Consider the following 25,571-nt stretch of genomic DNA (forward strand, 5'->3'; position numbering starts at 1 on the left):
CTCTTCAATACCACGACATGTCCGCCTACATCTCCAACCACCGCCCCCAACCCGACCAGGTGCTGGTCGACATCGCCGACTACGCGTTGAACTATCCGATCGACTCGTCGCTCGCCTACGAGACGGCACGCCACTGCCTGATCGACACGCTCGGCTGCGGCCTCGAAGCACTGGCCTACCCTGCCTGCACCAAGCTGCTCGGCCCGGTCATCCCCGGCACGGTCGTGCCGCACGGCGCCAAGGTGCCCGGCACGCCGCACCAGCTGGATCCCGTGCAAGCTGCCTTCAACATCGGCACGATGATCCGCTGGCTCGATTTCAACGACACCTGGCTCGCGGCCGAATGGGGCCACCCGAGCGACAACCTGGGCGGCATCCTCGCCGTGGCCGACTGGCTGAGCCGCACCGCCGTGGCTGCCGGCAAGCCGCCGCTGACGATGCGCGACGTGCTCACCGCGATGATCAAGGCCCACGAGATCCAGGGCTGCATTGCACTCGAAAACTCGTTCAACAAGGTCGGCCTCGATCACGTGCTGCTCGTCAAGGTGGCGAGCACCGCCGTCGTTTGCCAACTGCTTGGGCTGACGCGTGACGAAACGATCAATGCGGTGTCGCTCGCCTGGGTCGATGGGCACAGCCTGCGCACCTACCGCCATGCGCCGAACACCGGCAGCCGCAAGAGCTGGGCGGCAGGCGACGCCACCAGCCGCGCCGTGCGCCTGGCGCTGATCGCAAAGACCGGCGAGATGGGCTACCCCAGCGTGCTGACGGCCAAGACCTGGGGCTTCTACGACGTGCTGTTCAAGGGCCAGCCGCTGAAGTTCCAGCGGCCCTACGGCAGCTACGTGATGGAGCACGTGCTGTTCAAGATCAGCTACCCGGCCGAATTCCACAGCCAGACGGCTGTCGAGGCGGCGATGACGATTCACGCGCAACTGGCCCAGCGTGGCAAGAGCGCCGAAGACATCCGCCGCGTGCACATCCGCACGCACGAAGCCTGCATCCGCATCATCGACAAGAAGGGCCCGCTGGCGAACCCGGCCGATCGTGACCACTGCATCCAGTACATGGTCGCCGTGCCGCTGCTGTTTGGCCGCCTCACCGCCGCCGACTACGAGGACGCGGTGGCAGCGGACCAGCGCATCGACGCGCTGCGTGAGCGCATCACCTGCACCGAAGATCCGCGCTTCACCGCCGACTACCACGATCCGGACAAGCGCAGCATCGCCAACGCGATGGCGGTTGAGCTGAACGACGGCACCACGCTGCCGGAAGTCGTGGTCGAGTACCCGATCGGCCACAAGCGCCGCCGCGCAGACGGCATCCCACTGCTGGAAGCCAAGTTCCGCACCAACCTCGCGCGCCGCTTCGCCGCGAAGCAGCAGGAAGCCATCCTCGCCGTCAGCCTGGACCAGCGCCGGCTCGAGGACATGCCGGTGCACGAGTACGTCGATCTCTACGCCGCCGCCACATGAACACACGCTTTGCCCTGCGCACGTTGGCCGAAGCGCGCCGCGGCGCGCTGCTGCCCGGCGCCTTCAACGCGATGTCAGCCCGTGTGGTCGAAGACCTCGGCTTCGAGGCGCTCTACATCACCGGCGCCGGCGTGACCAACATGCAGCTCGGCCTGCCGGACATGGCCTTCGTGGGCCTGGCCGAGATCGCCGAGGCAACGAGCCGCATCCGCGATGCCGTCGAGCTGCCGCTGCTGGTGGATGCCGACACCGGCTTCGGCAATGCGCTGAACGTGCGCCACACGGTGCGCACGCTGGAGCGGGCCGGCGCCGACGGCATCCAGCTCGAAGACCAGGTCTCGTCCAAGCGCTGCGGCCACTTCGACGGCAAGGACGTGATCGGCACCGCCGAGATGGTCGGCAAGATCAAGGCCGCGGTCGACGCGAGGCAGGACGCCGACCTCGTCGTCATGGCCCGCACCGATGCACGAGCGGTGCACGGTTTCAGCGCCGCCATCGACCGCGCCCATGCCTACGCGGAAGCTGGCGCTGACATCCTGTTCGTCGAGGCTTGCACGTCGGCCGACGAGATTCGCGTCCTGCCGCGCGACCTGCCGCAGCGCCCGCTGCTGATGAACATGGTGATCGGCGGCAAGACACCGATCGTCCCCGCCGATGAACTGGCGACGCTCGGCTACGGGCTGGTGCTCTACGCCAACGCCGCGCTGCAAGGCGCGCTGCTGGGCATGCAGCGCGCGCTGGCCACGTTGAAAGAGACACGCCAGCTCACCGAAGCCTCCGGCCTGGTCGCCTCGTTCAAGGAGCGCCAGCGCATCGTGCGGATGCCGCAGATGGACGAGCTGGCGAAGCGGTTCGGATGAGCGCTGGCCGTGGCTGACGGCGATCAGGTCGGCACGGTGCGCGTGAACGCCCCGGTGACGTCGGGCGCCTCGGCGCCCAGCGCGCCGTGCCGGACCCGCCCCATGCCCTTTGCTGACAACGTCGCTCCGCCCTTTCGTTGCCCGGCACATTGATTCGAGGCCCACACCAGGCCATTGCGCACATCGTCACGCGCGGCGCCCCAGCCTCACGCTCGCCTCACTGCGACAACCCCAGCGTGTACTTGCCGTTCGTCGCTCCGGTACCACCGGAGTAGTAGTACACCCGCACATACCAGCTGGTGGCTGAACCGCCATTGGTGCGGACGATGGTGTCGACCTGGCCGGTGCCCTTGATGCTGCTGGCCAGCAAGGTGCCGGCGGCGTCGTACAAGTAGAGGTCGTAGTCGGAGTTGATGTTGGGCGTCAAGGTCGAGGTCAGCGTCTTGCCGGCACCGACCGAGACCTTGAAGTAGTCGGTGTCGCTGGTGCTGCCCATGTTGCCCGCCACCGTCGCCGGGTTGACCGCGATGACCTGCGCGGTGGCCAGCGTGTTGTTGGACTCGACCTCGTTGACATTGCCACCGCCACCGGCTGCATCCACGGCGGCGCTGGCATTGACGATGCCGGTGCCGCATTGCGAGCACACCCCCGGGAAAGCCCGCGTGGTGCTCTTCAGCTTCGACTCCACCTCGTCCGGCGTCAGCGCGCTGTTCTTGGCCAGCATCAGCGCCGCAGCGCCCGCCACGTGGGGCGCCGCCATCGAGGTGCCCTGGTAGTAGGCGAAGGTATCCGAGCCGGGTGACGTCAAGCCGGTGTTCAGCGTGGAGTAGACGCCGTTGGCGCTGCTGCCGCTCATGTCGCCACCAGGTGCTGCCAGGTCGACCACCGCGCCGTAGTTCGAGTAGTAGGCCTTGGCGCCTGTCCGGCCCACGGACGCCACCGTGATGACACCCGCGCAGCTGGCTGGCGAGTAGTTGCCGGCGTTGGCATTCGAGTTGCCGGCCGCCACGACCACCACTGTCCCGCGGCTGCGCGCGCCGTTGATCGCCGCCTGCGTGGTGCTGGCGCAGCTGCCACTGCCGCCGAGCGACATGTTGATCACGCGCGCCTTGTTGGCATTGGCCGGCACGCCGCTGACGGTGCCGCCCGAGGCCCAGGTGATCGCGTCGGCGATGTCGGAGGTGTAGCCACCACACTTGCCCAGCACCCGCGCCGGAACGATCCTGGCGCCGAAGGCGACTCCGGCCACTCCGCTGGCGTTGTTGGTGACCGCGGCAATCGTGCCGGCCACATGCGTGCCGTGCCAGCTCGAGTTTCGTGCCGGGTGCAAGCCGCCGCATTGATTGGCCGAGACCCAGTCGCCTGGGTCGAGTGCACTGCTGTCGCGGCCGTTGCCGTCGTTGGCGACGAAGGTATCGGCGATGAAGTCGTAGCCGGGCAGGATGTTGGCAGCCAGATCTGCATGCGGCCGGTAGCCGGTATCGAGAACCGCCACGACGACGCCGGTGCCGGTGGACTTGTCCCACGCCAGCGGAGCGTTCAGTCCGCCGGTGGCCTCGTAGTAGTGCCACTGCAGGTTGTAGCTGGTGTCGTTGGGCGTCAGCATCGCGTGCATGCGTCGGTCGGGCTCGGCGAACTCGACATCCAGGTCGGCCTCGGCCACGGCGCGGGCCAGTGCGTGCGCGTCGTCCACGTTCAGCAGGCGATCGAGCTTCAGCACATGGGCACCGAAAGCGTTCGAACGCAGGTAGCGCATCTGCACGCCGGAGCGCTGGGCAGCCTCGTGAACGCGGGACAGCGCCTGCGTGTCCGCGCCGCGCTGCGCAGCCAGGCTGCCGGGCCTGAACTTGATGATCAACCGGTCAGTGTGGGCAGCTATGGCCTGGGCCATCGCTTCTTCGTCGGCGACACCGTCGACCGAACCGCCGGCATAGGCGGCGGGGACACTGGCCAGCGCGGCGGCCATCAACAGGCCAGAGACGGCAACGCCGCGGCGTGCAATCGGGTTCATGGGCACTACTCCTTGATCACTGCGGGTGGGTCAGGCACGCAGTGCACGGAGCACTCGGGCCTCGGGCGCCCCGGTTGGGGCGGCGGCGTGATCATGAGCGCAAGCCCGGGCCGGCCGCATCCCTCCGAAAGGGGTCCCTACCCCCCCAGATCATCAGGATCGAAGAGGCTCGCCGCGCGCTTGGTGCGCAGCCTCTGCCCGCCGGTTGGAGGCTCAGCCCTTCCAGGTGAACGGAAACGCCACCTGCTTGAAAAAGCCGTCTGGCACGTAGTCACCCAGCACGCCATAGCGCGCAGGCCATTCGCGGTCTGACTTCACTGCAGTGCCGAACAGGTGGTCGAGGAAGGCGAAGTGCGCGGCGTAGTTCTTGTCCAGCGCCTCCTGGTCCTGCGAGTGGTGCCAGTGGTGGAAGTTCGGCGTGACGATCAGGTAGCGCAGCGGCCCCAGGCGCACGCTGACGTTGGCGTGGTTGAACACCGCCTGGAAGCCGACCACGATGATGTAGGCGTCGATCACTTCCTTGCTGAAGCCCAGCAGGTAGATCGGCGCCAGCACCAGCGTGCGGGTGAGGATCAGCTCGAGGATGTGCTGGCGAGAGCCGGCCAGCCAGTCCATGCTCTTGACGCTGTGGTGCACCGCGTGCAGGCGCCACAGCATCGGCACCTCGTGGTAGGCCCTGTGCGTCCAGTACTGCACCAGGTCGGCCACCAGGATGATCAGGAACAAGGCGACCCAGAAATTGAGCTGCTGCACCCAACCACGGATGCCGTCGTTCGCGGCCCAGCCGAACAGCCGGTGCACCAGCAGGTTGGTGGCCAGCAGCACGAAGCCCACCAGCATGTGATTGACGACGAAGTGCTGGAAGTCGGTCTGCCATTCGGCGCGAAACACCGGCTGGTCCTTGCGCAGCGCGAACAACTTCTCGACGAAGACGAAGATCAGCGTCGAGCCCAGCAGGTCGAGGATGAACCAGTCGAGCCCGATGTAGGGGGTGTGGTCCGGGAAGTCGCTGTCGACCGGCACCTTGTGGCCACCGAGCGCGAGGCACAGGCCGATCAGCGCGAAAGAACCGAAGGCCAGCCAGCGCGCCCGGCCCCGGATGACGTTGAACAACGCGATCGAGCCCGACAACACCAGCGACCAGAACAGCAGTTGTCGGATCACGTCGACCTTGTAGGCCTGGCGCAGTTGCGGGGTCGTCAGGTATTCGGGCCAGTGGAACGCCAGCACGCCGAGGAAACAAAGAAGGGCCAGGCCCAGTGCAATCACACCAGAGACCATGCCCTTGCCAGGCTGCAATGCCCCGTGTGACTTGGTCAACCGATTGAGTTTGTCGAGTTCGTCCATCCTGCCCTCCCAGGCGTGCGGTGTTCGTGATTGATCGGGCGCAATTATCCCGACCCCGGAAGCGAAGCGCCTCCCCAGAAGACAGGGATCGGCCTGGCGGAAATCCCTGTCCCGCGCGACTTCCTGCTCATTCCGGCGGATCCGCGGTGTGCCCGTCTCGTCGGGCACGCTCCTGACACCGGCCCGGGCGCCGCCGGCGCGACGCACCTGTTCGGCAACGATCGTGTCAACCCGAGGCGCCATCGAACCACGCCTTAACCCCGATCTCCGCGCTGGCCCGTAGAACGTATGTCCACAGCGAACCGGAGATCCCGATGAGACATTCCCCCGACCACCGAATCCAGGCCTCCAGCGGCGCCACGCTCGCGCGGCGCCGCCTTCTTGGGGCGGTCGCGGCCGCCGTGGCTGCTGCGACCTGGGGCTGCGCGCCGGCGGCCCTGGCCCTGGCCCTGGGCAGCAAGGTCGACGTGACCGTGGTCGATCGCGAGACGGGCGACACGCTGGCCGTCTATCCGTACCGTGGCCAGCACTACATTGCCGGCCGGCCGGGCTCGCGCTACGCCATCCGCGTCACCAACCGCACCGGTGAACGGGTGATGGCGGTCATGGCCGTCGACGGCGTCAACATCATCAGCGGCCAGACGGCGTCGTGGAGCCAGAGCGGCTACGTGCTCGCGCCGTGGCAGAGCTACGAAATCACCGGCTGGCGCAAGAGCGACCAGGAAGTGGCCGCCTTCGAGTTCACCTCGCTGCCCGACTCCTACGCCGCCCGAACCGGCCGGCCGAACGACGTCGGCGTCATCGGCGTGGCGGTCTTCACCGAACGCGTGCAGTGGCAGCCCCCGCCGCCGATGGCGCCGCCTTCGCCCAGCGTCGAGCGGTCGGAATCGCGCCGCTCCGGCGCGGGCAACGACGGCGCCCCCCGGGGCGCCTTGGCCGACAAGTCAGCGGAGTCGCTGGCCTCGGCCGACGCGGCCGCCAAGCCCGCCGCACCCGCGCCGACCGAGCGCCTGGGCACCGGCCACGGTGCGCGCGAGAGTTCGTACGTGACCAGCACGAACTTCGTACGCAGCACGGTCAGGCCGGTGGAAATCGTCAGCCTGCAGTACGACCGCCACGAGAACCTGGCCCGCGCCGGCGTCATGCCGCAGGTGGGCTGGGACATGCGCCCACAGCCCCCGCGACCATTTCCGAGGTCGGCCCAGAACACGGGCTACGTCCCCGACCCGCCCTCACGCTGAGCTGCGGCGCGCGTGGCATCCGCCTTCGACGTTCTCTTCCAGCCGCTCAGGCGGCCAGGGCTGCCTCGGGCGGATCGGCAAAGCGCAGCGCCACGTCGCAGCATTCGTCGAAGCCGGCCGCAAAGGCGTCCACCACGTCGGGGTCGAAATGGCGGCCCCGCTGTTCGAGAACGAGATCGCGCGCCGCGTGGACCGCCCAGGCCGGCTTGTAGACACGCTTGCAGATCAGCGCATCGAACACATCAGCCAAGGCCATCAAGCGCGCCGCCACCGGGATCTGATCGCCGGCCAGGCCCTCGGGGTAACCGCTGCCATCCCACTTCTCGTGGTGACTGCGCGCAATCTGCTTGGCGAAGCGCAGGAACCCCAGGTCTCCGCCGGGGTTGTCTTCCAGGCCCACGTCGCGCTCGGCCAGCTCGATGGCCTCGGCCCCGAGCCGGGCGTGGGTCTGCATGACGGCCCACTCATGGGGGGCGAGCTTGCCGGGCTTGAGCAGGATGTGGTCCGGGATGCCGACCTTGCCGATGTCGTGCAGCGGCGCCGATCGCACCATCAGGTCGATCGTCTGTCCGTCGAGTTCCGGCGCGAATCGCGGATGAGCCTGCAACCGCGTGGCGAGGATGCGAACGTACTCTGCGGTGCGGCGCAAATGGTTGCCGGTTTCGTTGTCCCGCGTCTCGGCCAGGCGGGCCAGTGCATGGATGCTCACGTCGCGGATGCGTTGGTTTTCTGCCGTGCGCAGCGCCACCTCTGCTTCGAGGTAGTGGTTCTGGTCCACCAGGCAAGCCCGGGCCCGCTGCAACTCCACATGGGTGGCCACCCGGGCCAGCAGCACGCGCACGCGGATGGGCTTGGCGATGTAGTCCACCGCGCCCTGCTCCAGGCAGCGTTCTTCGTCGGCGGTGCCGCCGGCAGCCGTCACCAGGATCACCGGCACGTCGCGCGTGCGCTGGTCGGCTCGCAGGCGCTCGAGCACCTCGTAGCCATTCATGCCGGGCATCATCAGGTCGAGCAGCACCAGATGATGCAGCGGCTGTTGAGCCATCAAAGCCAGGGCCTGCTCGCCGGAAAGCGCGGTGCTGACCTCGTACTGGGGCTGCAGCAGCGCCTCCATGAGCGCGATGTTCTGGGGGTTGTCGTCCACGACCAGGACGCGCGCCCGTTGACTCTCGTGCATGGTTTTGCTCCCTTGTCCCCCATCCCGCGCGGCATGCGACACGTGGCACCGGGTGACCAGCGAACGATAGGCCTCGACGCCCGGCGTGTCCAGTACGGCGAAGCCTCATCACAAGGGTCAGAAATTCGCGCCCGCTTGGGCCCAACCAGCCGAATCCTCGGCCTCGAATCGGGGCGGCGTGATCGACTCGGACGGCCACCGGTGGCGGCATCGATCGGTGTTGGTGGCGATTTCTGCGCCAATGGTCATGCATTCCACCCCCACCGGGTACGGGAGCCCGCCGCCCGCAGGAGTAGACTGCTGGGTTTTTCCCATTGAGCCTCGGCTACGCATGACGCGAGGGTCACAGCACACAGGTTTCACCGGCTCGCCACTCGTTCGATTGCTGGCTCGACTGACCGAAGTCGACGTTTCCGAGGCCAAACCGGCATTTGCGGAACGGCTGAGCCAATGGCTCGGTTGGGCGGACGCGATCTCGCTGTCGGCGGCGCTGAACGCCCCTGCAGCGGCCGCGGCAGCGCGTCCTGCCTCAAAGGCTGACGCAAGCACAGACGAAGGCGAATTCGCCCGCCTGCGAAGCGCACTGGTGAACGCCGTCATCAATGACAGCCCCCTCGCCCTCGGTCAGCGACGGGCGGGCCGGCGTGCGCCAGTGCAAGACACCACCCCCATGGAACCCGCCGCCGACTTTCCGCCCTACCGCAGCCGCTACTTCGCGAAGCAGCAGGCGATGGAACTCGCCATCGCCCCGCTGCGGGCCCGGCTGAGGGCCACGCTGGCGAGCCGATCGCCTGCGATGGCCCAGCTGGCGGCGGTGGACGCCGTGATGGAGCAGGTGCTCGGCGAACAGGAGCGCAGCCTGCTGTCGACCGTGCCGGTGCTGCTCGAAAAGCGTTTCGAGAGCCTGCGCCAGGCCGCCCTGGCAACAGTCGCCCCGAATGGGCCAGACGAGGCAGAGCCCACGCCGGCCGGGCCCGCTGCCAAGGCCCCCTGGCTCGAAGAGTTCGGCCAGGACATGCAGCACGTGCTGCTCGTCGAACTCGATCTCCGATTGCAACCGATCGAAGGGCTGCTCGAAGCCCTTCGCGCGACGCCACGAACCAAGGCATGACCAGAACCCTTCAACTCGCCGCGTTCCTCGCCGGCCTGGCCACCGTCGGCTGGGTCGGTGCCGGCTACATCGGCTCCAACCCGGTCGCATTGGCCGTCACCCTGCTCGTCGCGGCGTTCTACCTGATGGGGGCGTTGGAACTTCGGCGCTTCCACCAGGCCACCTCCACGCTGTCCCAGGCGCTGGCGCAACTGTCCGGGCCGCCACCGACCCTGGCCCCATGGCTGGCCGTGTTGCACCCTTCGCTGCAGAACACGGTGCGCTTGCGCGTCGAGGGTGAGCGCGTCGCGCTGCCGGGCCCGGCCCTCACGCCGTACCTGGCCGGGCTGCTCGTGCTGCTGGGCATGCTCGGCACCTTCCTCGGCATGGTCGTCACGCTCAGCGGCACCGGCCTGGCGCTCGAAAGCGCAACGGACCTGCAAGCCATCCGCGCTTCGCTGTCGGCGCCGGTCAAGGGCCTGGGGCTGGCTTTCGGCACCTCGGTCGCGGGCGTGACGGCGTCTGCGGCGCTGGGCCTCATCTCGGCCTTGTGCCGACGCGAACGGCTGCTGACCGCGCAACTGCTGGACGCGAAAATCGCCACCAGCCTGCGCGTGTTCTCGCTGGCGTACCAACGCGAAGAGTCGTTCAAGCTGTTGCAGCAGCAAGCCCAGCTGATGCCTGCGCTGGTCGACCGGCTGCAGGACATGATGGCGACGATCGATCGCCAGAGCCAGTCGCTCAACGAACGGCTCGCGACCGAGCAGGCGCGCTTCCACCACCAGGCCGAAGCCGCCTACGCAACGCTGGCCTCCTCTGTCGACCGATCGCTGCAGGCGAGCCTGACCGAAAGCGCGCGCGCGGCCGGCGCGACGATCCAGCCGATGGTTGAAGCCACGCTGGCGGGCATCGCCCGCGAGACTGCCGCCTTGCAAACCACCGTGGCGCGCACCGCGCAGCAGCAGCTGGACGAGCTGGCCGACCGCTTCGAGGCCAGCACCGCCCACACGGCGCAGCACTGGCAGACCGCGCTGGCCGAGCATCGGCAGACGACGGCGGCGCTGTCCCAAGACCTCAATGCCTCGCTCGACCGGTTCAGCGCCACCTTCGAGCGACGCTCGGCGGCGCTGCTCGAAGACGTGTCGACCCACCTGGACAACACGGTCGGCAGCGTGTCGAACACATGGCAAGCCGCACTCGCTCAGCACGAGCGCACCAGCGAAACCCTGGCCAGCCAGACGCAGCAGGCGCTGGCGTCGGCAGCGGGCACCTTCGAGCAGCATTCGACAACGCTGCTTCGCACGGTGGACCAGGCCCATGCCGAGCTGCAAACCCGCATGGCCGAGCGAGACGAACAGCGGCTGGCGGCCTGGACCGAGACGCTGCAAGCGATGGCCATGGCATTGCAGCAGCAATGGCAGCAGGCCGGTGCGAACACCTTGAGTCAACAGCGGCAGATCTGCCAGACGCTGGAGCAGACCGCGCACGACATGTCGGCCCAGGCCGAGACGCACGCGAAGAACACGATCGCCGAGATCACCCGGCTGGTGCAGGCGGCATCGGAAGCGCCTCGCGCCGCCGCCGAAGTCGTGGCCGAGCTGCGGCAGCAGGTGTCCAGCAGCATGGAGAGAGACAACGCGACGCTGCAGGAGCGCACGCGCCTGCTCGAGACGCTGGGCGCCTTGCTCGATGCAGTGAACCATGCCTCCACCGAGCAGCGGGCGGCGATCGATGCGCTGGTGGGGACGTCGGCCGATCTGCTGGAGCGCATCGGCACCCGCTTCACCGACAAGGTCGATGCGGAAACCGAGAAGATGGCCACCATCGCCGCGCAGGTCACCGGCAGCGCGGTCGAGGTGGCGAGTCTCGGCGAGGCCTTCGGCTTCGCGGTGCAGCTGTTCAGCCAATCGAACGACAAGCTGGTGGCCCACCTGCAGCACATCGAGGCCGCACTCAGCAAGTCGATCGCCCGCAGCGACGAGCAGTTGGCTTACTACGTGGCCCAGGCGCGCGAGGTGATCGACCTCAGCATCATGTCGCAGCAGCAGATCGTCGAAGACCTGCAGCAGCTGGCCGTCAAACGCGTTCCTGCCGACAGCGAGGCGTGATGGTGGAAGACCTGGAAGCCGGCCTCGAGCCGACGGTGCCCGTCTGGGCCGTCTTCGGCGACCTGATGTCGGGCCTGCTCGGTGCCTTCGTGCTGATCCTGGTCTGCGTGCTCGGCATGCAGCTGGAACTGGCCACTCGACTCGAGGCCGAGGTCAAGCAGCGCCAGGCCGAAGCCCAGCGCCGCGAAGCGCTCGAGAAGGCACTGGCCGGGCCGCTCGCCGCCGGACGGGTCACGCTGAACAACGGCCGCATCGGCATCAGTGGCAGCGTGCTGTTTGCCTTCAGCTCCGACGAGCTCCAGCCCGAAGGCCGCGAAGTGCTGAAGGCGCTGGCCGCCCCGTTGACGGCCTACCTGCAGTCGCGCGACGAAGTGCTGATGGTCAGCGGTTTCACCGACGATCGCCAGGTGCGGGGCGGCAAAGGCAAATTCGCCGACAACTGGGAGCTGTCGGCCCAGCGCGCGTTGACCGTGACACGGGCCTTGATCGAAGAAGGCGTGCCGTCCTCGTCGGTCTTTGCCGCGGCCTTCGGGGCCGAGCAGCCGGTGGCGTCGAACGCCGATGCGGACGGGCGGTCGAAGAACCGGCGCGTCGAAATGGCGCCGACTCCGCGGCCGTCCAACGTCACGGCGAAACCTCATGGATGACGACGCTGGCCTCGTCCCGATGGCCTCGGCCGTGGACTTCGCCGCAACGATCAACACATGGCTCGCGCAAGGCGCGCAGCGGCTGGACCCGGTGCGCTTTCACTTCATCGAAGCCTTGGCGAGGCGCACGGCCGACCACCAGGGCGACGCCAGGCGCATCCTGGAAGACAGGCTGGCCCAACTGATCGCCGCATACCGCCGCGACCTCGACACGGCAGGCGGCAGTGCCGCCAAGGCACCGCCATCGGCACCCGCGAGTGCCGGTGGCGCAGGGCCCGAAACGCCGCCGAGGCTGCCCGGCTTTTCAGTGCAGCCGGCACCGCGCGCCATCACCGCGATGGACGGCGACCACCCCGTACGCTCCACACTGGCCGGCCTCGTCGACCACCTGGCCAGGCTCGCGCCTTCACCAGACTCGAGCGCGTCGACCCGCCCCGCCACAACGCCAGCGCGTTCTTCGGCGCCGGAGCTGAAGTCGATCCGGTACTTCAAGCGCACGCTGTCGAAGCTGAGCGCTGAGCAGCGACTGGCCCAATCGCGGGCAAAGCTGCCCGAGAACGCCGGCCCGCTTCACTCGCACCACCTCGTGCACCGGGCGCTGACGTTGATGCACGACCTGTCGCCGGACTACCTGCACCGGTTCATCGGCCATGTCGATGCACTGTTGTGGCTGGACCGGGTGAGCCAGGGCCAGCCGTTGTCGGCCAAGGAGACCGACAAGAAGACCACCCGCGGCAGAGCCGGCTGACGGCCCCCCGCGCCGCACGCGCCGCACGCGCCGCAAGCGGGCAACGCGACAGAGGCAAAAGCGGCCCTTCGCCTTTCAGATGGCGCGCACCTGGCCGCGGCCATGGCGCTTGGCGTCGTGCAGCGCCCAGGCGGCGCGCAGCAGCGCGTCGCTCAGGTCCTCGCCTTCGCCGAAGGCCGTCAGCCCGAAACTCGCAGTCACCGGAAGATCGGGCGCGGTCGACGCCCAGTCGTGCTGCTCGATGATGTCGCGCAGGCGGGCCGCCGCCTGCATCGACTCTTCCAGAGGCGCGCCGCCGCCGAAGCCGACGACGAACTCCTCACCGGCCCAGCTGGCCACCGCGTCGTTCGGACGCAGGTGCTTGCGCATCAGTTGCCCCACCGCGCGCAGCACCTCGCGGCCCTTGGCGGGCGTGAACTTGGCGCTGATGGCCTTGAACTGGTCCACGCTGCCGAACATCAACACCAAGGGCGTGCCGGCAGGCAGGCTGGCCTGCCACTGCGCCATGCGCTGCTCGAACTGGTGCCTGCCCGGCAAGCCGGTCGGCGTGGCGTTGCACGCGGCGTCGAAAAGCCCTTCGGCGTGGTCGCCTTCCGCCGGCGAATCGCCTCGCAGGCGGGCCAGCTCGACGTGGATGCGGTGGCCCTCCTGGGTGGCCCGCTCGGCCAGCGCCTCCGAGCGCGCCTGGGCCTGGGCCTTGAACGACGCCTCACGCAGCCGGGAATGTTCGCGGTGCGAAGCCAGCGCCATCCGCCAGTGGCCCTGGGCCTCTTGCAACAGGCAGTTCTCCAGGTGCACCTCGGCCAGCAGCACTGGGTCTTCTTCCTGCTGGCGCAGCAACGACAAGGCCTCGTTCACATGGGCGCTGGCCAGGCGGTACTGGCCGGTCTGCCGCTCCAGCTGCGCCAGGCACAGCTCGATCCGCGCGCGGCGGGTTCCCATGCCGGCAGCCCCGGTGGCCTTGTGGCCGACACGAAGCACCGCGCGCGCTTCGTCCCACTGGCTCAAGCGCATCAACGCGGCCGAGCTGACCACGACGATCGGCACCACCAGGTGCACCCAGCCCTGCTCGACCACGGTGTCGAGGTGGCGCCGCAGCTCGTCGTACGCGGGCCGAAGCTCCTCCCACGGAACTTGCCGCTCGTGCAGCACGGCCACGCGGGCGGTCAACATGTTGCCGGTGACCACCGCCTTCATCACCGCGTCATTCAGGTACGGCGTCAGTGCTGCCCCGCGCTCGGTGCACTCCAAAGCCTGGTCGTCGCGATCGATGAACGAATACAAGGTGGCGGCGTTGTTCCAGAAGCGGCATTGCATCAGCGGGTCGTCGCTGACCGAGGGCAGCAGCTGGGTGCCGCGGTAGAACAGCTCGAACGCCTCGGGCAACTGCCCGAGGTTCGTCAACGTGACGGCGTGCATCGAGATCAGGTGCAGCAGCCGCCCGGTGTCGCCGGCGCGAGTCAACAGGTCCAGGCCCCGGTTGCCGGCCGTCAGTGCGGCGGTGATCATGCCGTTGTAGTGGTAGCCCAGGACCATCACGTACTGGCAGAACCCCATGCGCGGCACGTCGTTGGCCCGCGAGACCAGGGGCCACACCCGGTGGCACAAGGTGAGGCCCGCATCGATCTCGCCGCTTCGCACCAGTGTTTGGGCGCGCTCCAGGGCGTCGGCGGGTGACTCATCGGGCGCCGCCGGCGCAGGCGGCTCCTTCTTGCGGCTGCTTCGCGGCGGCGGCGGCTGCATCGCCGCGACGATGCGCGCAAAGCGCTCGTCGATCACTGTCGAGGCCTCGTTCGAATCGGCTTCGCCCGCATCGGCTTCGGGCGGCGGCTCACACGATGACTCGGGCGAGGTGGACATTGGGGGCGGCAGTCTGGGAGCGATGCAATGGCTGGACGCCAAAGAATACGGCTCCCCGCCAATGCCGGCGACGCCGGCCACAGCGCCGTGTAAAAGCGCAGTTAGCCAAGCCGCGGGAGCGGTCAAATGCCTGCACCGCCCACCGCCCCTGGCAGCCAGCCCTTGCGCGACCGCCCGTGTCGGCGCCGCGGCCACTGTCTTCGCGTGGAGGATTTTTCATCCACTTACCACGCCAACCACGCCTTCACGGCGCTGTCGTTCGACGGCCTTCCCAGGCCGGCCCCTTCACACCCCGACGACGCCCTCGAATGAATGCAGGTGCGATGGCGCCACGATGCGCCGTCTCACCTGCGTGGCCCTCAAGGCATCACGCCGTAGTCGTGGGCGACCGTGAAGGCTTCGATGGTCGGGAAGACCATCTTGTCGACGTGAGGCTGCTTTTCCTGCATCTTGATTTCGACCGCGCCGAGCGGCACGTTCCAGGTCCCCCCCAGCGAGTAGTGGCGGGTGGCGCCGGGGAAGGGCCTCGAATCGATCACCGAGCCATCGGCGGCGTACAGCGTGACGACCAGGTGGCTGCGCGGCACGTACTTGCCGTCCACGTCCGAGCCGTAGGCCGTGACGCCGAAGCTGTTGATGTTCGGCGGGAAGCCGTCCATGCGCAGCACGCCGTCGCTCGCCGTCGTCGTGATGGCATGCATGGGCGTGCCCTTGTACGTGCGGACGGCGCGCAAGCTGCCGGCGCTGGCGCTCAGCGTGTAGGACGCATGCGGCGTTGGCGACGAATCGGGACACGTCCGCACCAGCGGCCCGGTCAGGATGCCGTCGCGGAAATCGTCCAGCGTGTCGAAGATCTTCAGGTCGATCTTGATGTCGGGATCGGTGTCGAGCGAGCAATCCACGGCTTGAGCGACGGCATTTCCGGCCCAAAGCGTGAAAAGAACGGCCCAGGCCGAAGCCAGGCGGTGGTGGTTTGATGGAGGAGACATGGCAAAAGGGGATTGACCGAAGTTACTTTCCGATCCTGAACGTGGCCTGGGTTTCGCTTGAATAGGCGCAAGCCGCCATGTCGCTCGACCGGATGGGTTATCGAAGAACAGTGGGGGAAAACGGCTCCCCAGGGGCGGGGAGCCTTTCAGCCCATCAGTTTGCCAGGCTGGTTTTCAGGTTGTCTTGCGTGACCGCGTTGGTATTGCCCAGCAGGCCGACACCAGCGCCCAGGACAGCGCCGAAATCGTACGAGAACGACCACTCGGGCACGCCGTCGTTGTTGGTGTCGATGTCGGTGTAGGCCGTCGAGCCGCTGGTCTTGAGCGTCACGCGCGCCTTGGCGAAGCCGGTGATGTCCTGGTTGCTCACGGTGAAGCACTTGCCCGGGGTGTTCAGCCCGCTCAGCACGGTGGGCTCGAAGCAGACGGCCTCGAACTTGCCGCTCATGGCCGGGCGCAGCTTGAGCGATGCCTTGCCGACGTAGACCCCGCCGTAGTGACCCACATCCTTGCGCGTCACCGCGATCGTCACGGTAGCTTGGTTGTCGTTGGCAGCCGGTGTGAATTTGGTGTAGGCCGCGCCATCGGAGGTGTACTTGTTGTTGGCGATATGCCCCGAGTCGCCGATGAGCGGCACCCAATTGGCGCCAAGGGTGGCGCGATTGAAATTGTCGGCGGCCGCAAAGGCCGTGGTGGAAACCATGGCCGACAGGAGAATGGACAGCGATCTTGCGAGTTTCATCTTGGCTCCTAGGGGTTTTTCGACAAATTCACGGAAGGCGGATCGAAGCCTTCCGTGGTGCATTGCGCACATGCCATTTGCTACGGCGAAGCCAGTATTCCATTCCTGCCACCCGCCAAACCACCCCCCGCGATTTAGGGATAACGTTTCCACCAGGGTGACGGTGGGCCGTGCAGCTGTTAGTGCGTCGGCTCCGAACCCTTGCCGGCCCAAGCCTGAGCGGCGCGCCGCTGGACGGCCCGCCCGCCGACCGCGACGGCCAGCGCCACCAGCACCAGCACCATCGCGACGGCAAACGTGACACGCATGCCGGCAGTCGCAGCCTGCGCAGACGCGCCCGACACGTCGGCCGTGTCGGACGCGAGTGCGAAGACAGCGCCCATGACCGACGCGCCGGTGATGAGGCCAAGGTTGCGCGACAGGTTGAGCAGGCCCGAGATGACGCCTCGCCGGTCCGGCGAAACGTCTGCCATCACGGCGGTGTTGTTGGCCGCTTGGAACAGCGCGTAGTGCGCGGTGAGAACGACGAGCGGCACGACGTAGCCGGCCACGCCCAGCCCCGCTGGCGCCGTGCACAACGCGAGGCAGGCGATCGCCATCCCGACCAGCCCGGCCACGGTGGTGCGTGGCGCGCCCCAACGGTCCACGATGCGCCCGGCCGGCACGCCGGCCAGCGCCGAGACCACCGGGCCCGCTGACATGGCGACCCCGACCAGCGCCATGCCGAGGCCCAGCGCGCGGGCCAGGTAGAACGGCCCGACCACCAGCGTCGCCATCACCACCGTCGAGACGAGCGCGCTCATCGCCAGGCTCGCGCTCAACGCCGGGTCACGCAGGCTCGCCAGCCGGATCAAGGGCGAACCCACCCTGGATTCATGCCAGATGAACAGGCCGGCCCCAGCCACCGCGGACAGCAGCAGCGCCACGTTCAGGGGGCCGAAATGGCCGCGCCCGATCGTCATCGCGAGCGCATAGGCCACCAGCGTCGACGCCAACAACAGCGTGCCCCAATGATCGAAGCTGTGTCGGCCGGCTTTCGACACCGGCCGATCGGCAGGCAGGTACCGCCGCGCCAGAAAGAACGCCAGCACACCCAGCGGCAGGTTGACCACGAAGATTGCCCGCCAACCCAGACCGGCAATCAGGACACCGCCCAGCGACGGCCCGAGCGCGGTGCCGATCGCCGACATCGTCCCGAGCAAGCCCATCGCACGGCCCGTCCGGGACTTCGGCACCGCTTCGCCGACCAACGCCATGGTCAGCGCCATCATCACCGCCGCGCCCAGCCCCTGCGCCGCCCGCGCGGCGATCAACCAGGCCAGCGACGGCGCGGCCGCGCACAGGCCGGAGGCCACGGCGAACAACAGGATGCCGGCCAGCAGCAGGCGCCGCCGGCCCGTCAGGTCACCCAGCCGGCCGACGCTGACGATCAACGCGGTGGTGGCCAACAGATAGGCCAGCACGACCCACTGCACCTGCTGGAACGACGCCGCAAAGGACGCAGCCAGCGTCGGCAGTGCGACGTTGGCGATGCTGATGCCCAGCGACGGCAGCAACATGCCCAGCGACAGGCTGGCCAGCACCCCACCGAGCGAGGGGCTGGGAGTCACGGCGTCGGCCGGCGCCTCGGTCTGGACTGAAGTTTTCAACGGCACTCCATCGGTCTGGCAGCTCCGGAATGGAGCCGTCGAGACGATAGGTTTTTGCGAGATATGGCGGAAGGCGCATCATTTGCACTTCATTCGTGCACGAAGCGCCATCTCAACCCCCTTACCCTCACCTCAGCACCCATGACCGGACCCGACCTCAACCTGCTGGTGACCCTGGACGCCCTGCTGGCGGAAGGCAGCGTCGCGGCAGCCGCGCGCCGCTTGCGGCTGAGCCCATCCGCCATGAGCCGCGCGCTGGCCCGGCTGCGGGAAACCACCGGTGACCCGCTGCTGGTCCGGGCCGGGCGTGGCCTCGTGCCTTCGCCCAGGGCGATCGAGCTGCGCGAACGCGTCGGCCAACTGGTGCAGGACGCTCAAGCGGCCCTGCGCCCGACCCAGAAGCTCAACCTGCGCAAGCTGGAGCGCTGGTTCACGCTGCGGACCAGCGAAGGCTTCGTCGAGAACTTCGGTGCCCCGCTGTTGGCGCGCGTGCACCAACAGGCGCCAGGCGTGCGCCTGCGCTTCTGGCCGAAGCTCGACAAGGACAGCACCCTGCTGCGTGACGGCACGGTCGACCTCGAGACCGGTGTCGTGGGCCAGGCGACAGGCCCGGAGGTGCGTGCGCAGGCGCTGTTCCGGGATCGCTTCGTCGGTGTCGTCAGAGAGGGCCATCCGCTGAGCAAAGGCGCCATCACACCTGCCCGTTATGCCGCGGCAAGACATGTCTGCATTTCGCGCCGAGGCGTCGACAAGGGCATCGTCGACGAGGCCCTCGCCTCATTGGGGCTCGAGCGCGACATTGCCGCGGCCGTCGGCGGCTTTGCCGCCGCCCTGGCCTTGGCCCGGTCTGCCGATCTGGTCGCGAGTGTCCCCGAACGCCACACCGGTGATTTGCGTGCCGGCATGCACGTCTTCGCCCTTCCGATGCCGGTGCCGCCGATCACCGTGTCATTGCTGTGGCACCCGCGCATGGACGGCGACCCCGCCCATCGCTGGCTGCGCGGGTGTGTGCATGCGGCTTGCGCCGAGCAACTCGGCGAGCCGCTGGAGCCTGCCCGGCCCGGCCCGCGGGCTACGGAAAGGTGAAGTTGACCGGCGGAACCGGCTGGCGCGTGTCCACGCCACGCCACTTCAACCGGCCCTCGGACGACGCCTCCACCGTGTACTGGCCTGCGGCCGCCTCGTCAGGAGCGAAGGCGATGGTCGCCCGATCGGGAGCGTAAGCCGCCGTCCATGGCGCGTCGATCGGCAAGGCCACCGAGTAGCCGCCGCTCAGCGAATCGACCGGGCCGTAGGCGGCCTCGACCGTCGCCCCATCGGACAGCTTCTGCCAGGCCCGCACCGTGGCCGTCGCCGGTTGAAGCCGGCCCGCAACCACCCGGTCGCCAGCCTGCAGGTTCGCCGGCGCGATGGGCGCCAGCGCGCTGTTGAGGTAGGTGAAGGCGATCTGATCGACCGGCACCCCGGTGACCACCGCCGTGACGCGGCCGGCGGCACTGACCACCAGGTCGTACTTGCCGATCGGTACCGGATACAGGAAGAACTTACCGGCGCTGTCGGGCGTGGTCGCCTTGACCTGGACACCCCCTGCCTGCACCGACACCCGGGTGTCCGCCATCGGCAGCGACGGATCGACGTAACCCACCACCCCTTGAGCCCCAGGCGCCAAGAGCTCCATCGCGGTGACGACGGGCTTGAGCTTGAATCTGCCCGAGTCGCCCGCGCGGACGATCGATCGGCAGGCGTCGAAGTCGAGCACGACGTCGACCACCTGGCCGGCCTCCACGCGCTGGTCGAGCTTGATCTTGATGCCGCCCTTGCTGCTGCCCTGGGTGTCCAGCGGCGCCTCGGCCTGGCCGGACGGCACGACCGAATTCGCCAGCGGCGCCAGGCGGCCGTTCTCGGCCAACACCATCCGGACTTGTGAATAGTGGCCGGCGACCAGCGCCGTCTCCCCCAGGGCCTGCAACACACCGTTTTGCAGCGTCAGCAGATCGACCCGTTGCGCCGGGGCCAGCACGATGTCGGCCCAGCCGGCGTCATTGGGGGCGGCGTCGGCGTCGGCGTGCACGCGCAGCTTCTCGATCGTCACATTCACCGCGTCATAGCCGCAGGCCGGCGCGTCGGTCAGCGCCATCCGGATGATGCCGGTGCCGCCGATGCCGCCCCCACCACCGCCGCCGCACGAAAACAGCATGACGGCGGCGATGCCGCCGCCGATGGCAAGCCTGCGCTGGAGTCTCATGTGTCGTCTCCTGAGAAACCCGTCGCCGAGTTCGGCCGCTCTTGCTCCTGCTCTTGCAGCGGCTCTTCGAAGTAGTAGATGCCCACGCCCACGCGCGCGGCGCGCGGCTCGGGCCCGCTGTCGGGCACGCCGGTGTCATGCTCCTGCAGCCAACGGTCCAACCGCTCGAGCAAGGCCTGCGACTGAACGGCGCTCAGGCGTCGCAGCCCGGGCAGGTGCGCGGCCGCGATGCGGTGGTACATGACCTTGCGCTGGAAGCGCGGCTCGGCGCGGCCGTGGTCGATGTTGTGCTCGATCGTGGCGATGAGGTCCGCCACGTCGGTGCCGAGGATGGCCAGCTTGTCGCCCACGCTGGTCGACGGCACGTAGGCCCGGGCGAGCGGCTCGATCCGGCCATCGTCGCCGCGGCGCACGGCGCCGACGCGCACCAGCTCGTCGTACACCGCGCGGGCCGGCATGTCGCCGCTGTAGCGCCGAACGAGTTCGGCAAAGCCGTGCGGCCCCTCGTCGCGCAGCGAGCGGGGTGTGCCATCGGGCGCGAGGAAGTCCGCGTCCCGCAGCCAGCCCGTCAGCACGCGCGCGGCGCGGTTGTAGCGCTGCTCGGGTTCGTGTTCGTCCGGCGGCAGCTGCGCCAGCAGCCGGGCGACCTCTTTGCGGGTCAGGCCGGAAAGAATGGCCGCACGCGACATAGAAGGCGCCTTGCCTTCGATGCTGAAGTCCTTCATCGCCACCTCCACGTATACGCGCTTGGCAATCTCTTCAAAGGCGATGAAGGACATGGACTGCCGAAGCAACACCCGAAACAACGGCCGCAACAAGGTTGCAACCGCAGTCTCGAGTACCCGTTGAGCGCGTACCAGCGTCATGTCATGGGAAATTTTTCCCAGTCGATGTTAGCAACGGGCGTGCCCGGGTGGGGGTGGCAATACCCTCGCATCGCGGCGTGTCAGATGCGGCGCCCGCGGCCGGCGGCCTTGGCCGCGTAGACCGCGGCGTCCGCACGCTCGATGAGGCCCTGGCTCGCGTTCGGTTCGGCCGCGCCGAAGGCCACGCCCACACTGGCACTGACCTGCAGCCGCCGCCCGCCGATGTCGAACGGGCTCCGGCCCGCTTCCACCACCTTGTCGGCGACGGCCTGGGCATTGGCCAGGCTCGCCACGTCGCACAGCACCAGCGCGAACTCGTCGCCGCCCAGGCGGGCCACGGCATCGGTCGGCCTCACGATCGATTGCAGCCTTTGGGCGAACTGCCTGAGCAGTTCATCGCCCACCGGGTGGCCATGGGTGTCGTTCACCGGCTTGAAGTGATCCAGGTCGATGTAGAGCAGCCCCAAGGTGGTGGCCGCCTTGGGCTCGCATTTGGCGCCCAGGTAGGCATTGAAGCCGGCACGGTTGAGCACGCCTGTCAACGCGTCTCGTTCGGCCAGGTTGATCAGCCGCCGTTCCTGCTCGCGGTGGGTCGTGATGTCCTGCACCACCCCAATGGCGCCATCGACGGTGCCATCGTCCAGGCGCAACGGCACGTAGGCCACGCTGACGTGCCGATGCTGCGCCATGTGGGGATAGTCTTTTTCGTAGCTCACCGTCTCACCGGCCAGGGCCCGCAGGGCCCACGGCCAGCTGATGTCGTGCTCTTGCTGGCCGAACAGCTCGGCCATCGTGCGGCCGACGATCGCCGACCGGTCCTTGCCGCGCCAGCGCTCGAACGCCCGGTTGACCAGGCGATAGCGAAACTGCGCATCGAACACTGCCACCATCGCTGGAATGGCCTCGACGACCGCGCCGAGCGTCGCCGTCTGCTGCCGCAACTGGGCGCGGGCCGCCACGTCTTCGGAGATATCGCGCATCACGGCCGAGTAGCGCGACATGCGGCCCTCGGCGTCGCGGTGGGCGATCACCATGTGGCTGACGGGCGTGATCCTGTGGCCGGCCAGCACCACGGTCGTCTCGCCGATCCACACCGCGGCCTGCCTCAACGCCGGCATGATCTCCTGCTCGTAGCGCTGGGTGGTCTGCGGGGTGTTGAAATCGGTGAAGCGGCGGCGGCTGACGTCTTCGTCGAGGCCGATCGCCAGCGCGCGGCGAGCGGCCGGGTTCATGTACTGGACCTGGCCCGTCCAATCGGTCTGCACAATGAAATCGGTCGTGTGCTCGAGGATCTGGTTGAGCTCGCGCAGTTGCCGCTCGGTCGCCTTCGATGCCGTGATGTCGACCCCGGTGAGGTACACCCCCCTGACCTGTCCTTCCGGTCCTTCGTCCGGGATCAGCTGCGTGTCGATCAGGCGGACGTCGCCATCGATGATCTCTTCGTGCTCGAAGCGCTGCGGCTGGCCGGCCAACGCTTCGGCCAGCCGCCGTTCGACATGCGGCAAGGCGGCGCCGTTGGTGTCGAGCTCGGCCAGCGTCTTGCCCAGCACCTGCTCCTTGGCCAGGCCGTAGCGGCGGGCATGGGCCTTGTTGACGAAGCGATACCGCAGGCCCCGGTCGACATAGGCGATTCGAACCGGTTGGTGGTCGGTCACCTGGCGGATGAACTGCTCGCTCTGGGCCAGCTGCGCCTCCAGCGTCTTGCGCTCCGTGATGTCCTGGCAGGCCCCGGCGATCCGGCGTCGGCCGTGGGCATCGACCTCGAATTCACCGACGGCACGCACCCAGATCTGGCGGCCCGCGTCGGTGCGCAGTGGCAGCTCGAGGTCAAAGGGTTGGCCGAGATCCACCGCCCGGCGCAGGGCCTGTCGAAGCTGCGCCTGCCCTTCGGGGTCGTAGGCCGCGATCGCCTTCTCCAGCGTCGGCGCATAGTCTTCGGGCACATCGTGGATCCGCTTCATCTCGCTCGACCAGGACATCGCCCCGCCGGTCAGGTCGAGCTCCCAGCCGCCGACGCCGGCCACCCGGCCGGTCCGCGCCAGAAAGGCCTGGCTGGCGCGCAAGGCGTCCTCCGCGTGCCGGCGTTCGGTCACGTCCCGCCCGACCGAGTGCAGCCTCGGTCGGCCAGCATGGTCTCGCTGAGGCGAGTTGGTCCAGGCGATCCACTTCGTTTGTCCCCCGGGCAAGCTGACCCGGTTCTCCGCCTGCTGCGGCAGGCCGCTGCTCAACGCCGCGTCGATCTGCTGCCGGACCATCGGCCTGTCCGCTGGATCGACGAAGTCGTACAGGTTGCGGCCGACCAACTCGACGGCGTCGCCGCCGAAACACTGCCTGAACGCCGGGTTGGCGTACGAGATCACCCCCTCCGGCGTCGACAGCGAGATCAGTTCGTGCTGCTCCTCGACCAGGGCGCGGTGCCGCATTTCACTTTCGGCCAGGTGACGCGCGTAGCGGCGCTGCGTGGACGCCAGCAAGGCGATCTGAACGGCCGCCAGGCCGATGCACACCAGGAGCGCGGCGACGGTCCAGATCGCCCACCGCCTCATCGACTCGTTCACGGCCAGCAGTTGCGCCGTCGACGCATCCCTGTTCTCTCGAATCTCGCGCATGGTCTCGTCGAGTTCCGAACGGAGGAAATCCATGTAGCGTTTGCCGCCGTCGGTCTCCATCAGCTGCAGCGCTTCGTCACGCCGGCCTGCGTCTTGCAAGCGGATGGTTTCAGCGAGCTCGTCGAGCTTCAACCGCATGGCATGCCGCACCGATGCCGCACGCTCCTGGAAACTGGCCGAATGGATCGGCACGTCGTCCAGGCTTTTCATCAGCGCCGGCAGACGATCGGTCGCGTGCCGGTAGGGCTGCAGATACGCCGGCCGACCGGTCAGCAAGTAGCCGCGCTGCCCTGTCTCGGCATCACCCACGGCGTGCAGGATCTCCTGCATCTGGCGGATGCGGCCGTTGAGATCGACCTGCCTTTCAGACTCCTGGTTGGCATACGCAGCGTGTTGCGCGAAACGCACCGTGCCGGCGATCAGCGACAGCAAAGCCAGCAGCAGCGCCACCGCGGTGATGGCCAGCCACATGCGCTGTCGCTCTCGATGGGCGCGGTGTGCAGCATCCATGAAGGATCTTCGGCGGATCGGCGGGGTACGAGAGTCGGGAGTCTAGACCCGGCGGCGGAGCAACCGCCATGCATCAGGCGCGTCCGGAACGCCGGCTGCGCGGTTGCAATTTGTCGAGTTCGGCCAGCTGCTGCTTGAGCAGCATGAGCAAGGTGCGTGCGTGCTCGACAGGCAGGCTGATGCGGCTGGAAGCGACGCCGTCGTCACGGGCAGGGCGAGGAAGCACCAGGGCATCGACGCTGAACTCGATCTGGCCCATGTCATGCCTGGCCGACTTCAGGCGCTGTACTTCGATGTCGTAGGTTTTCACACGCGTTCTCCTGCATTGAGGCAACGCCGGATTGTCGGGGCATGCGCCCCGAGACGACCCCTCAGTTTTCGAATCGATACGACACGAGCGACTCGCGGTCGCTGTCGGCCAGTAGCCGCTTTCCCGCCGGCGGGAACGCGCGTTGCACGCAGTTCGCCCGCGGGCAGACGCGGCAACCGGGCCCGATCAGGGCGACATTGCGCGGCGCTTCGAGGCTCAGGCCGTCGGCATAGACCAGCTCGCGCGCCTGGCTCAGCTCGCAGCCCAAGCCGATCGCGAACTGCTTGCGCCGCGCCTGGTAGCCGCCACCGCCACGCTCGATCGTGCGCGCCAGGCCGAAAAAGCGCGTGCCATCGGGCATCTCGGCCACCTGCGTCAGGATGCGGCCGGGCTGCGCGAAAGCCTCGTGCACCTGCCACAGCGGGCAGGCGCCACCATGGCGCGCGAAGTGAAAGGCCGTCGCACTCTGCCGCTTCGAGATGTTGCCGGCCTGATCAACGCGCACGAAGTAGAACGGCACGCCGCGCGCACCGGGGCGCTGCAAGGTCGAAAGCCGATGGCACACCGTCTCGAAGCTGACATGGAAGCGCTGCTGCAACAGCTCGATGTCATAGCGGTGCTCGCGCGCCGCGGCGAGGAAGTCGCCATAGGGCAGCAGCACCGCCCCGGCAAAGTAGTGCGCCAGGCCCTGGCGTGCGAGCGCGCGGGTCGGCTCGTCGGCATAACCGCCGTCGATGACTTCGGCATCCAGCGCCTGCGCCGCAGCGAGCAGCGCGTATTGCGTTGCCAACTGAAAAGCCTGCTGTGCGTCGGTGAGATGAGCGGGCAGCCGCAGTACGCGGCGCTGGGGGTCGTAGGCGCGCAGGGATTCGTTCGCACCTTCCGTCACCTCCAGCGCCACGCCGCAACGCTGGCGCAAAGCTTCGCGCAGCGGCGGCACACGCTGACCGGGCTGCAGGCCCAGGTCCTGCGCCAACGTTTCGGCCAGCCGATCGAGGCTGTCGATGTGGTTGGTGCGGCGGTTGAAGTGGTCGCGCACCGCTTCGTGCGGCAGCGGTGACAACGCCATGCGCTGCTGCTCGCCGCC

Annotated in this window: 20 protein-coding genes; 8 read left to right on the forward strand and 12 right to left on the reverse strand. The window is 68.2% G+C overall.

The window, feature by feature from the left end; genetic code table 11:
- The first annotated feature begins 17 nt into the window (after positions 1-17).
- Both VFY73_RS05360 and VFY73_RS05365 read left to right on the forward strand, forming a co-directional pair.
- Positions 18-1,475 carry a bifunctional 2-methylcitrate dehydratase/aconitate hydratase gene (locus VFY73_RS05360; protein WP_329716888.1) on the forward strand — a complete coding sequence of 486 codons (1,458 nt, stop codon included), beginning with the start codon at positions 18-20 and terminating at the stop codon, positions 1,473-1,475.
- Entirely contained in the window at positions 1,472-2,335 is an 864-nt protein-coding gene (locus VFY73_RS05365; RefSeq protein WP_329716889.1) for an isocitrate lyase/PEP mutase family protein, read from the forward strand. Before VFY73_RS05360 ends, VFY73_RS05365 begins: the two co-directional genes overlap by 4 nt.
- Positions 2,336-2,552: 217 nt before the next feature.
- Here VFY73_RS05365 and VFY73_RS05370 read toward each other — a convergent pair whose 3' ends face one another.
- Positions 2,553-4,346 carry a S8 family peptidase gene (locus tag VFY73_RS05370; RefSeq protein WP_329716890.1) on the reverse strand — a complete coding sequence of 598 codons (1,794 nt, stop codon included), beginning with the start codon at positions 4,344-4,346 and terminating at the stop codon, positions 2,553-2,555.
- Between the two features lie 213 nt (positions 4,347-4,559).
- Positions 4,560-5,693 (reverse strand): sterol desaturase family protein, encoded by a 1,134-nt coding sequence (locus VFY73_RS05375; RefSeq protein ID WP_329716891.1) that lies wholly within the window; start codon positions 5,691-5,693, stop codon positions 4,560-4,562.
- 314 nt (positions 5,694-6,007) lie between these two features.
- On the opposite strand from VFY73_RS05375, the gene VFY73_RS05380 reads away from it, so the two are divergent.
- Complete coding sequence (locus VFY73_RS05380) at positions 6,008-6,934, forward strand: hypothetical protein (RefSeq protein WP_329716892.1); 927 nt, start codon at positions 6,008-6,010, stop codon at positions 6,932-6,934.
- Between the two features lie 46 nt (positions 6,935-6,980).
- On the opposite strand, the gene VFY73_RS05385 is transcribed toward VFY73_RS05380, so the two are convergent.
- The gene (locus VFY73_RS05385) at positions 6,981-8,111 is read right to left on the reverse strand and encodes a two-component system response regulator (RefSeq protein ID WP_329716893.1); all 1,131 of its coding nucleotides are present in this window, start codon (positions 8,109-8,111) and stop codon (positions 6,981-6,983) included.
- A gap of 331 nt (positions 8,112-8,442) precedes the next feature.
- Here VFY73_RS05385 and VFY73_RS05390 point away from each other — a divergent pair, with 331 nt between their 5' ends.
- From VFY73_RS05390 to VFY73_RS05405, 4 genes are read left to right on the forward strand one after another with little or no spacing between them, the layout of a single operon-like run.
- Entirely contained in the window at positions 8,443-9,222 is a 780-nt protein-coding gene (locus VFY73_RS05390; protein ID WP_329716907.1) for a DUF3348 domain-containing protein, read from the forward strand.
- On the forward strand, positions 9,219-11,309 hold the full coding sequence (locus VFY73_RS05395) for a DUF802 domain-containing protein (protein WP_329716894.1): 2,091 nt from the start codon (positions 9,219-9,221) through the stop codon (positions 11,307-11,309). The genes VFY73_RS05390 and VFY73_RS05395 overlap by 4 nt, the downstream gene beginning before the upstream one ends.
- Complete coding sequence (locus VFY73_RS05400) at positions 11,309-11,956, forward strand: OmpA family protein (protein WP_329716895.1); 648 nt, start codon at positions 11,309-11,311, stop codon at positions 11,954-11,956. Before VFY73_RS05395 ends, VFY73_RS05400 begins: the two co-directional genes overlap by 1 nt.
- The gene (locus tag VFY73_RS05405) at positions 11,949-12,704 is read left to right on the forward strand and encodes a DUF2894 domain-containing protein (RefSeq protein ID WP_329716896.1); all 756 of its coding nucleotides are present in this window, start codon (positions 11,949-11,951) and stop codon (positions 12,702-12,704) included. The genes VFY73_RS05400 and VFY73_RS05405 overlap by 8 nt, the downstream gene beginning before the upstream one ends.
- Before the next feature lie 75 nt (positions 12,705-12,779).
- On the opposite strand, the gene VFY73_RS05410 is transcribed toward VFY73_RS05405, so the two are convergent.
- From VFY73_RS05410 to VFY73_RS05425, 4 genes are all read right to left on the reverse strand, one after another.
- Positions 12,780-14,564 (reverse strand): GGDEF domain-containing protein, encoded by a 1,785-nt coding sequence (locus VFY73_RS05410; protein ID WP_329716897.1) that lies wholly within the window; start codon positions 14,562-14,564, stop codon positions 12,780-12,782.
- A 359-nt stretch (positions 14,565-14,923) separates the two neighbouring features.
- Positions 14,924-15,553, reverse strand: a complete 630-nt coding sequence (locus VFY73_RS05415; RefSeq protein WP_329716898.1) for a hypothetical protein — start codon at positions 15,551-15,553, stop codon at positions 14,924-14,926.
- Between the two features lie 154 nt (positions 15,554-15,707).
- Positions 15,708-16,448 (reverse strand): hypothetical protein, encoded by a 741-nt coding sequence (locus VFY73_RS05420; protein WP_329716899.1) that lies wholly within the window; start codon positions 16,446-16,448, stop codon positions 15,708-15,710.
- Between the two features lie 26 nt (positions 16,449-16,474).
- Positions 16,475-17,944 (reverse strand): MFS transporter, encoded by a 1,470-nt coding sequence (locus VFY73_RS05425; protein ID WP_329716900.1) that lies wholly within the window; start codon positions 17,942-17,944, stop codon positions 16,475-16,477.
- Between the two features lie 141 nt (positions 17,945-18,085).
- Here VFY73_RS05425 and VFY73_RS05430 point away from each other — a divergent pair, with 141 nt between their 5' ends.
- On the forward strand, positions 18,086-19,030 hold the full coding sequence (locus tag VFY73_RS05430) for a LysR family transcriptional regulator (RefSeq protein WP_329716901.1): 945 nt from the start codon (positions 18,086-18,088) through the stop codon (positions 19,028-19,030).
- Here VFY73_RS05430 and VFY73_RS05435 read toward each other — a convergent pair.
- From VFY73_RS05435 to VFY73_RS05455, 5 genes are all read right to left on the reverse strand, one after another.
- On the reverse strand, positions 19,017-20,189 hold the full coding sequence (locus VFY73_RS05435; protein WP_329716902.1) for a DUF4382 domain-containing protein: 1,173 nt from the start codon (positions 20,187-20,189) through the stop codon (positions 19,017-19,019). The two genes, VFY73_RS05430 and VFY73_RS05435, sit on opposite strands and share 14 nt — an antisense overlap.
- Positions 20,186-21,055, reverse strand: a complete 870-nt coding sequence (locus VFY73_RS05440) for a DUF6502 family protein (protein WP_329716903.1) — start codon at positions 21,053-21,055, stop codon at positions 20,186-20,188. The genes VFY73_RS05435 and VFY73_RS05440 overlap by 4 nt, the downstream gene beginning before the upstream one ends.
- 80 nt (positions 21,056-21,135) lie before the next feature.
- Positions 21,136-24,174, reverse strand: coding sequence for a PAS domain-containing protein (locus VFY73_RS05445; protein ID WP_329716904.1), 3,039 nt, complete (start codon positions 24,172-24,174; stop codon positions 21,136-21,138).
- A 73-nt stretch (positions 24,175-24,247) separates the two neighbouring features.
- On the reverse strand, positions 24,248-24,484 hold the full coding sequence (locus VFY73_RS05450; RefSeq protein ID WP_329716905.1) for a hypothetical protein: 237 nt from the start codon (positions 24,482-24,484) through the stop codon (positions 24,248-24,250).
- Between the two features lie 61 nt (positions 24,485-24,545).
- Positions 24,546-25,571: helix-turn-helix domain-containing protein (locus tag VFY73_RS05455; RefSeq protein ID WP_329716906.1), on the reverse strand; the 1,026-nt coding region annotated here is incomplete at its 5' end.

This window comes from Ideonella sp., from assembly GCF_036277275.1.
Lineage (GTDB): Bacteria > Pseudomonadota > Gammaproteobacteria > Burkholderiales > Burkholderiaceae_C > Ideonella.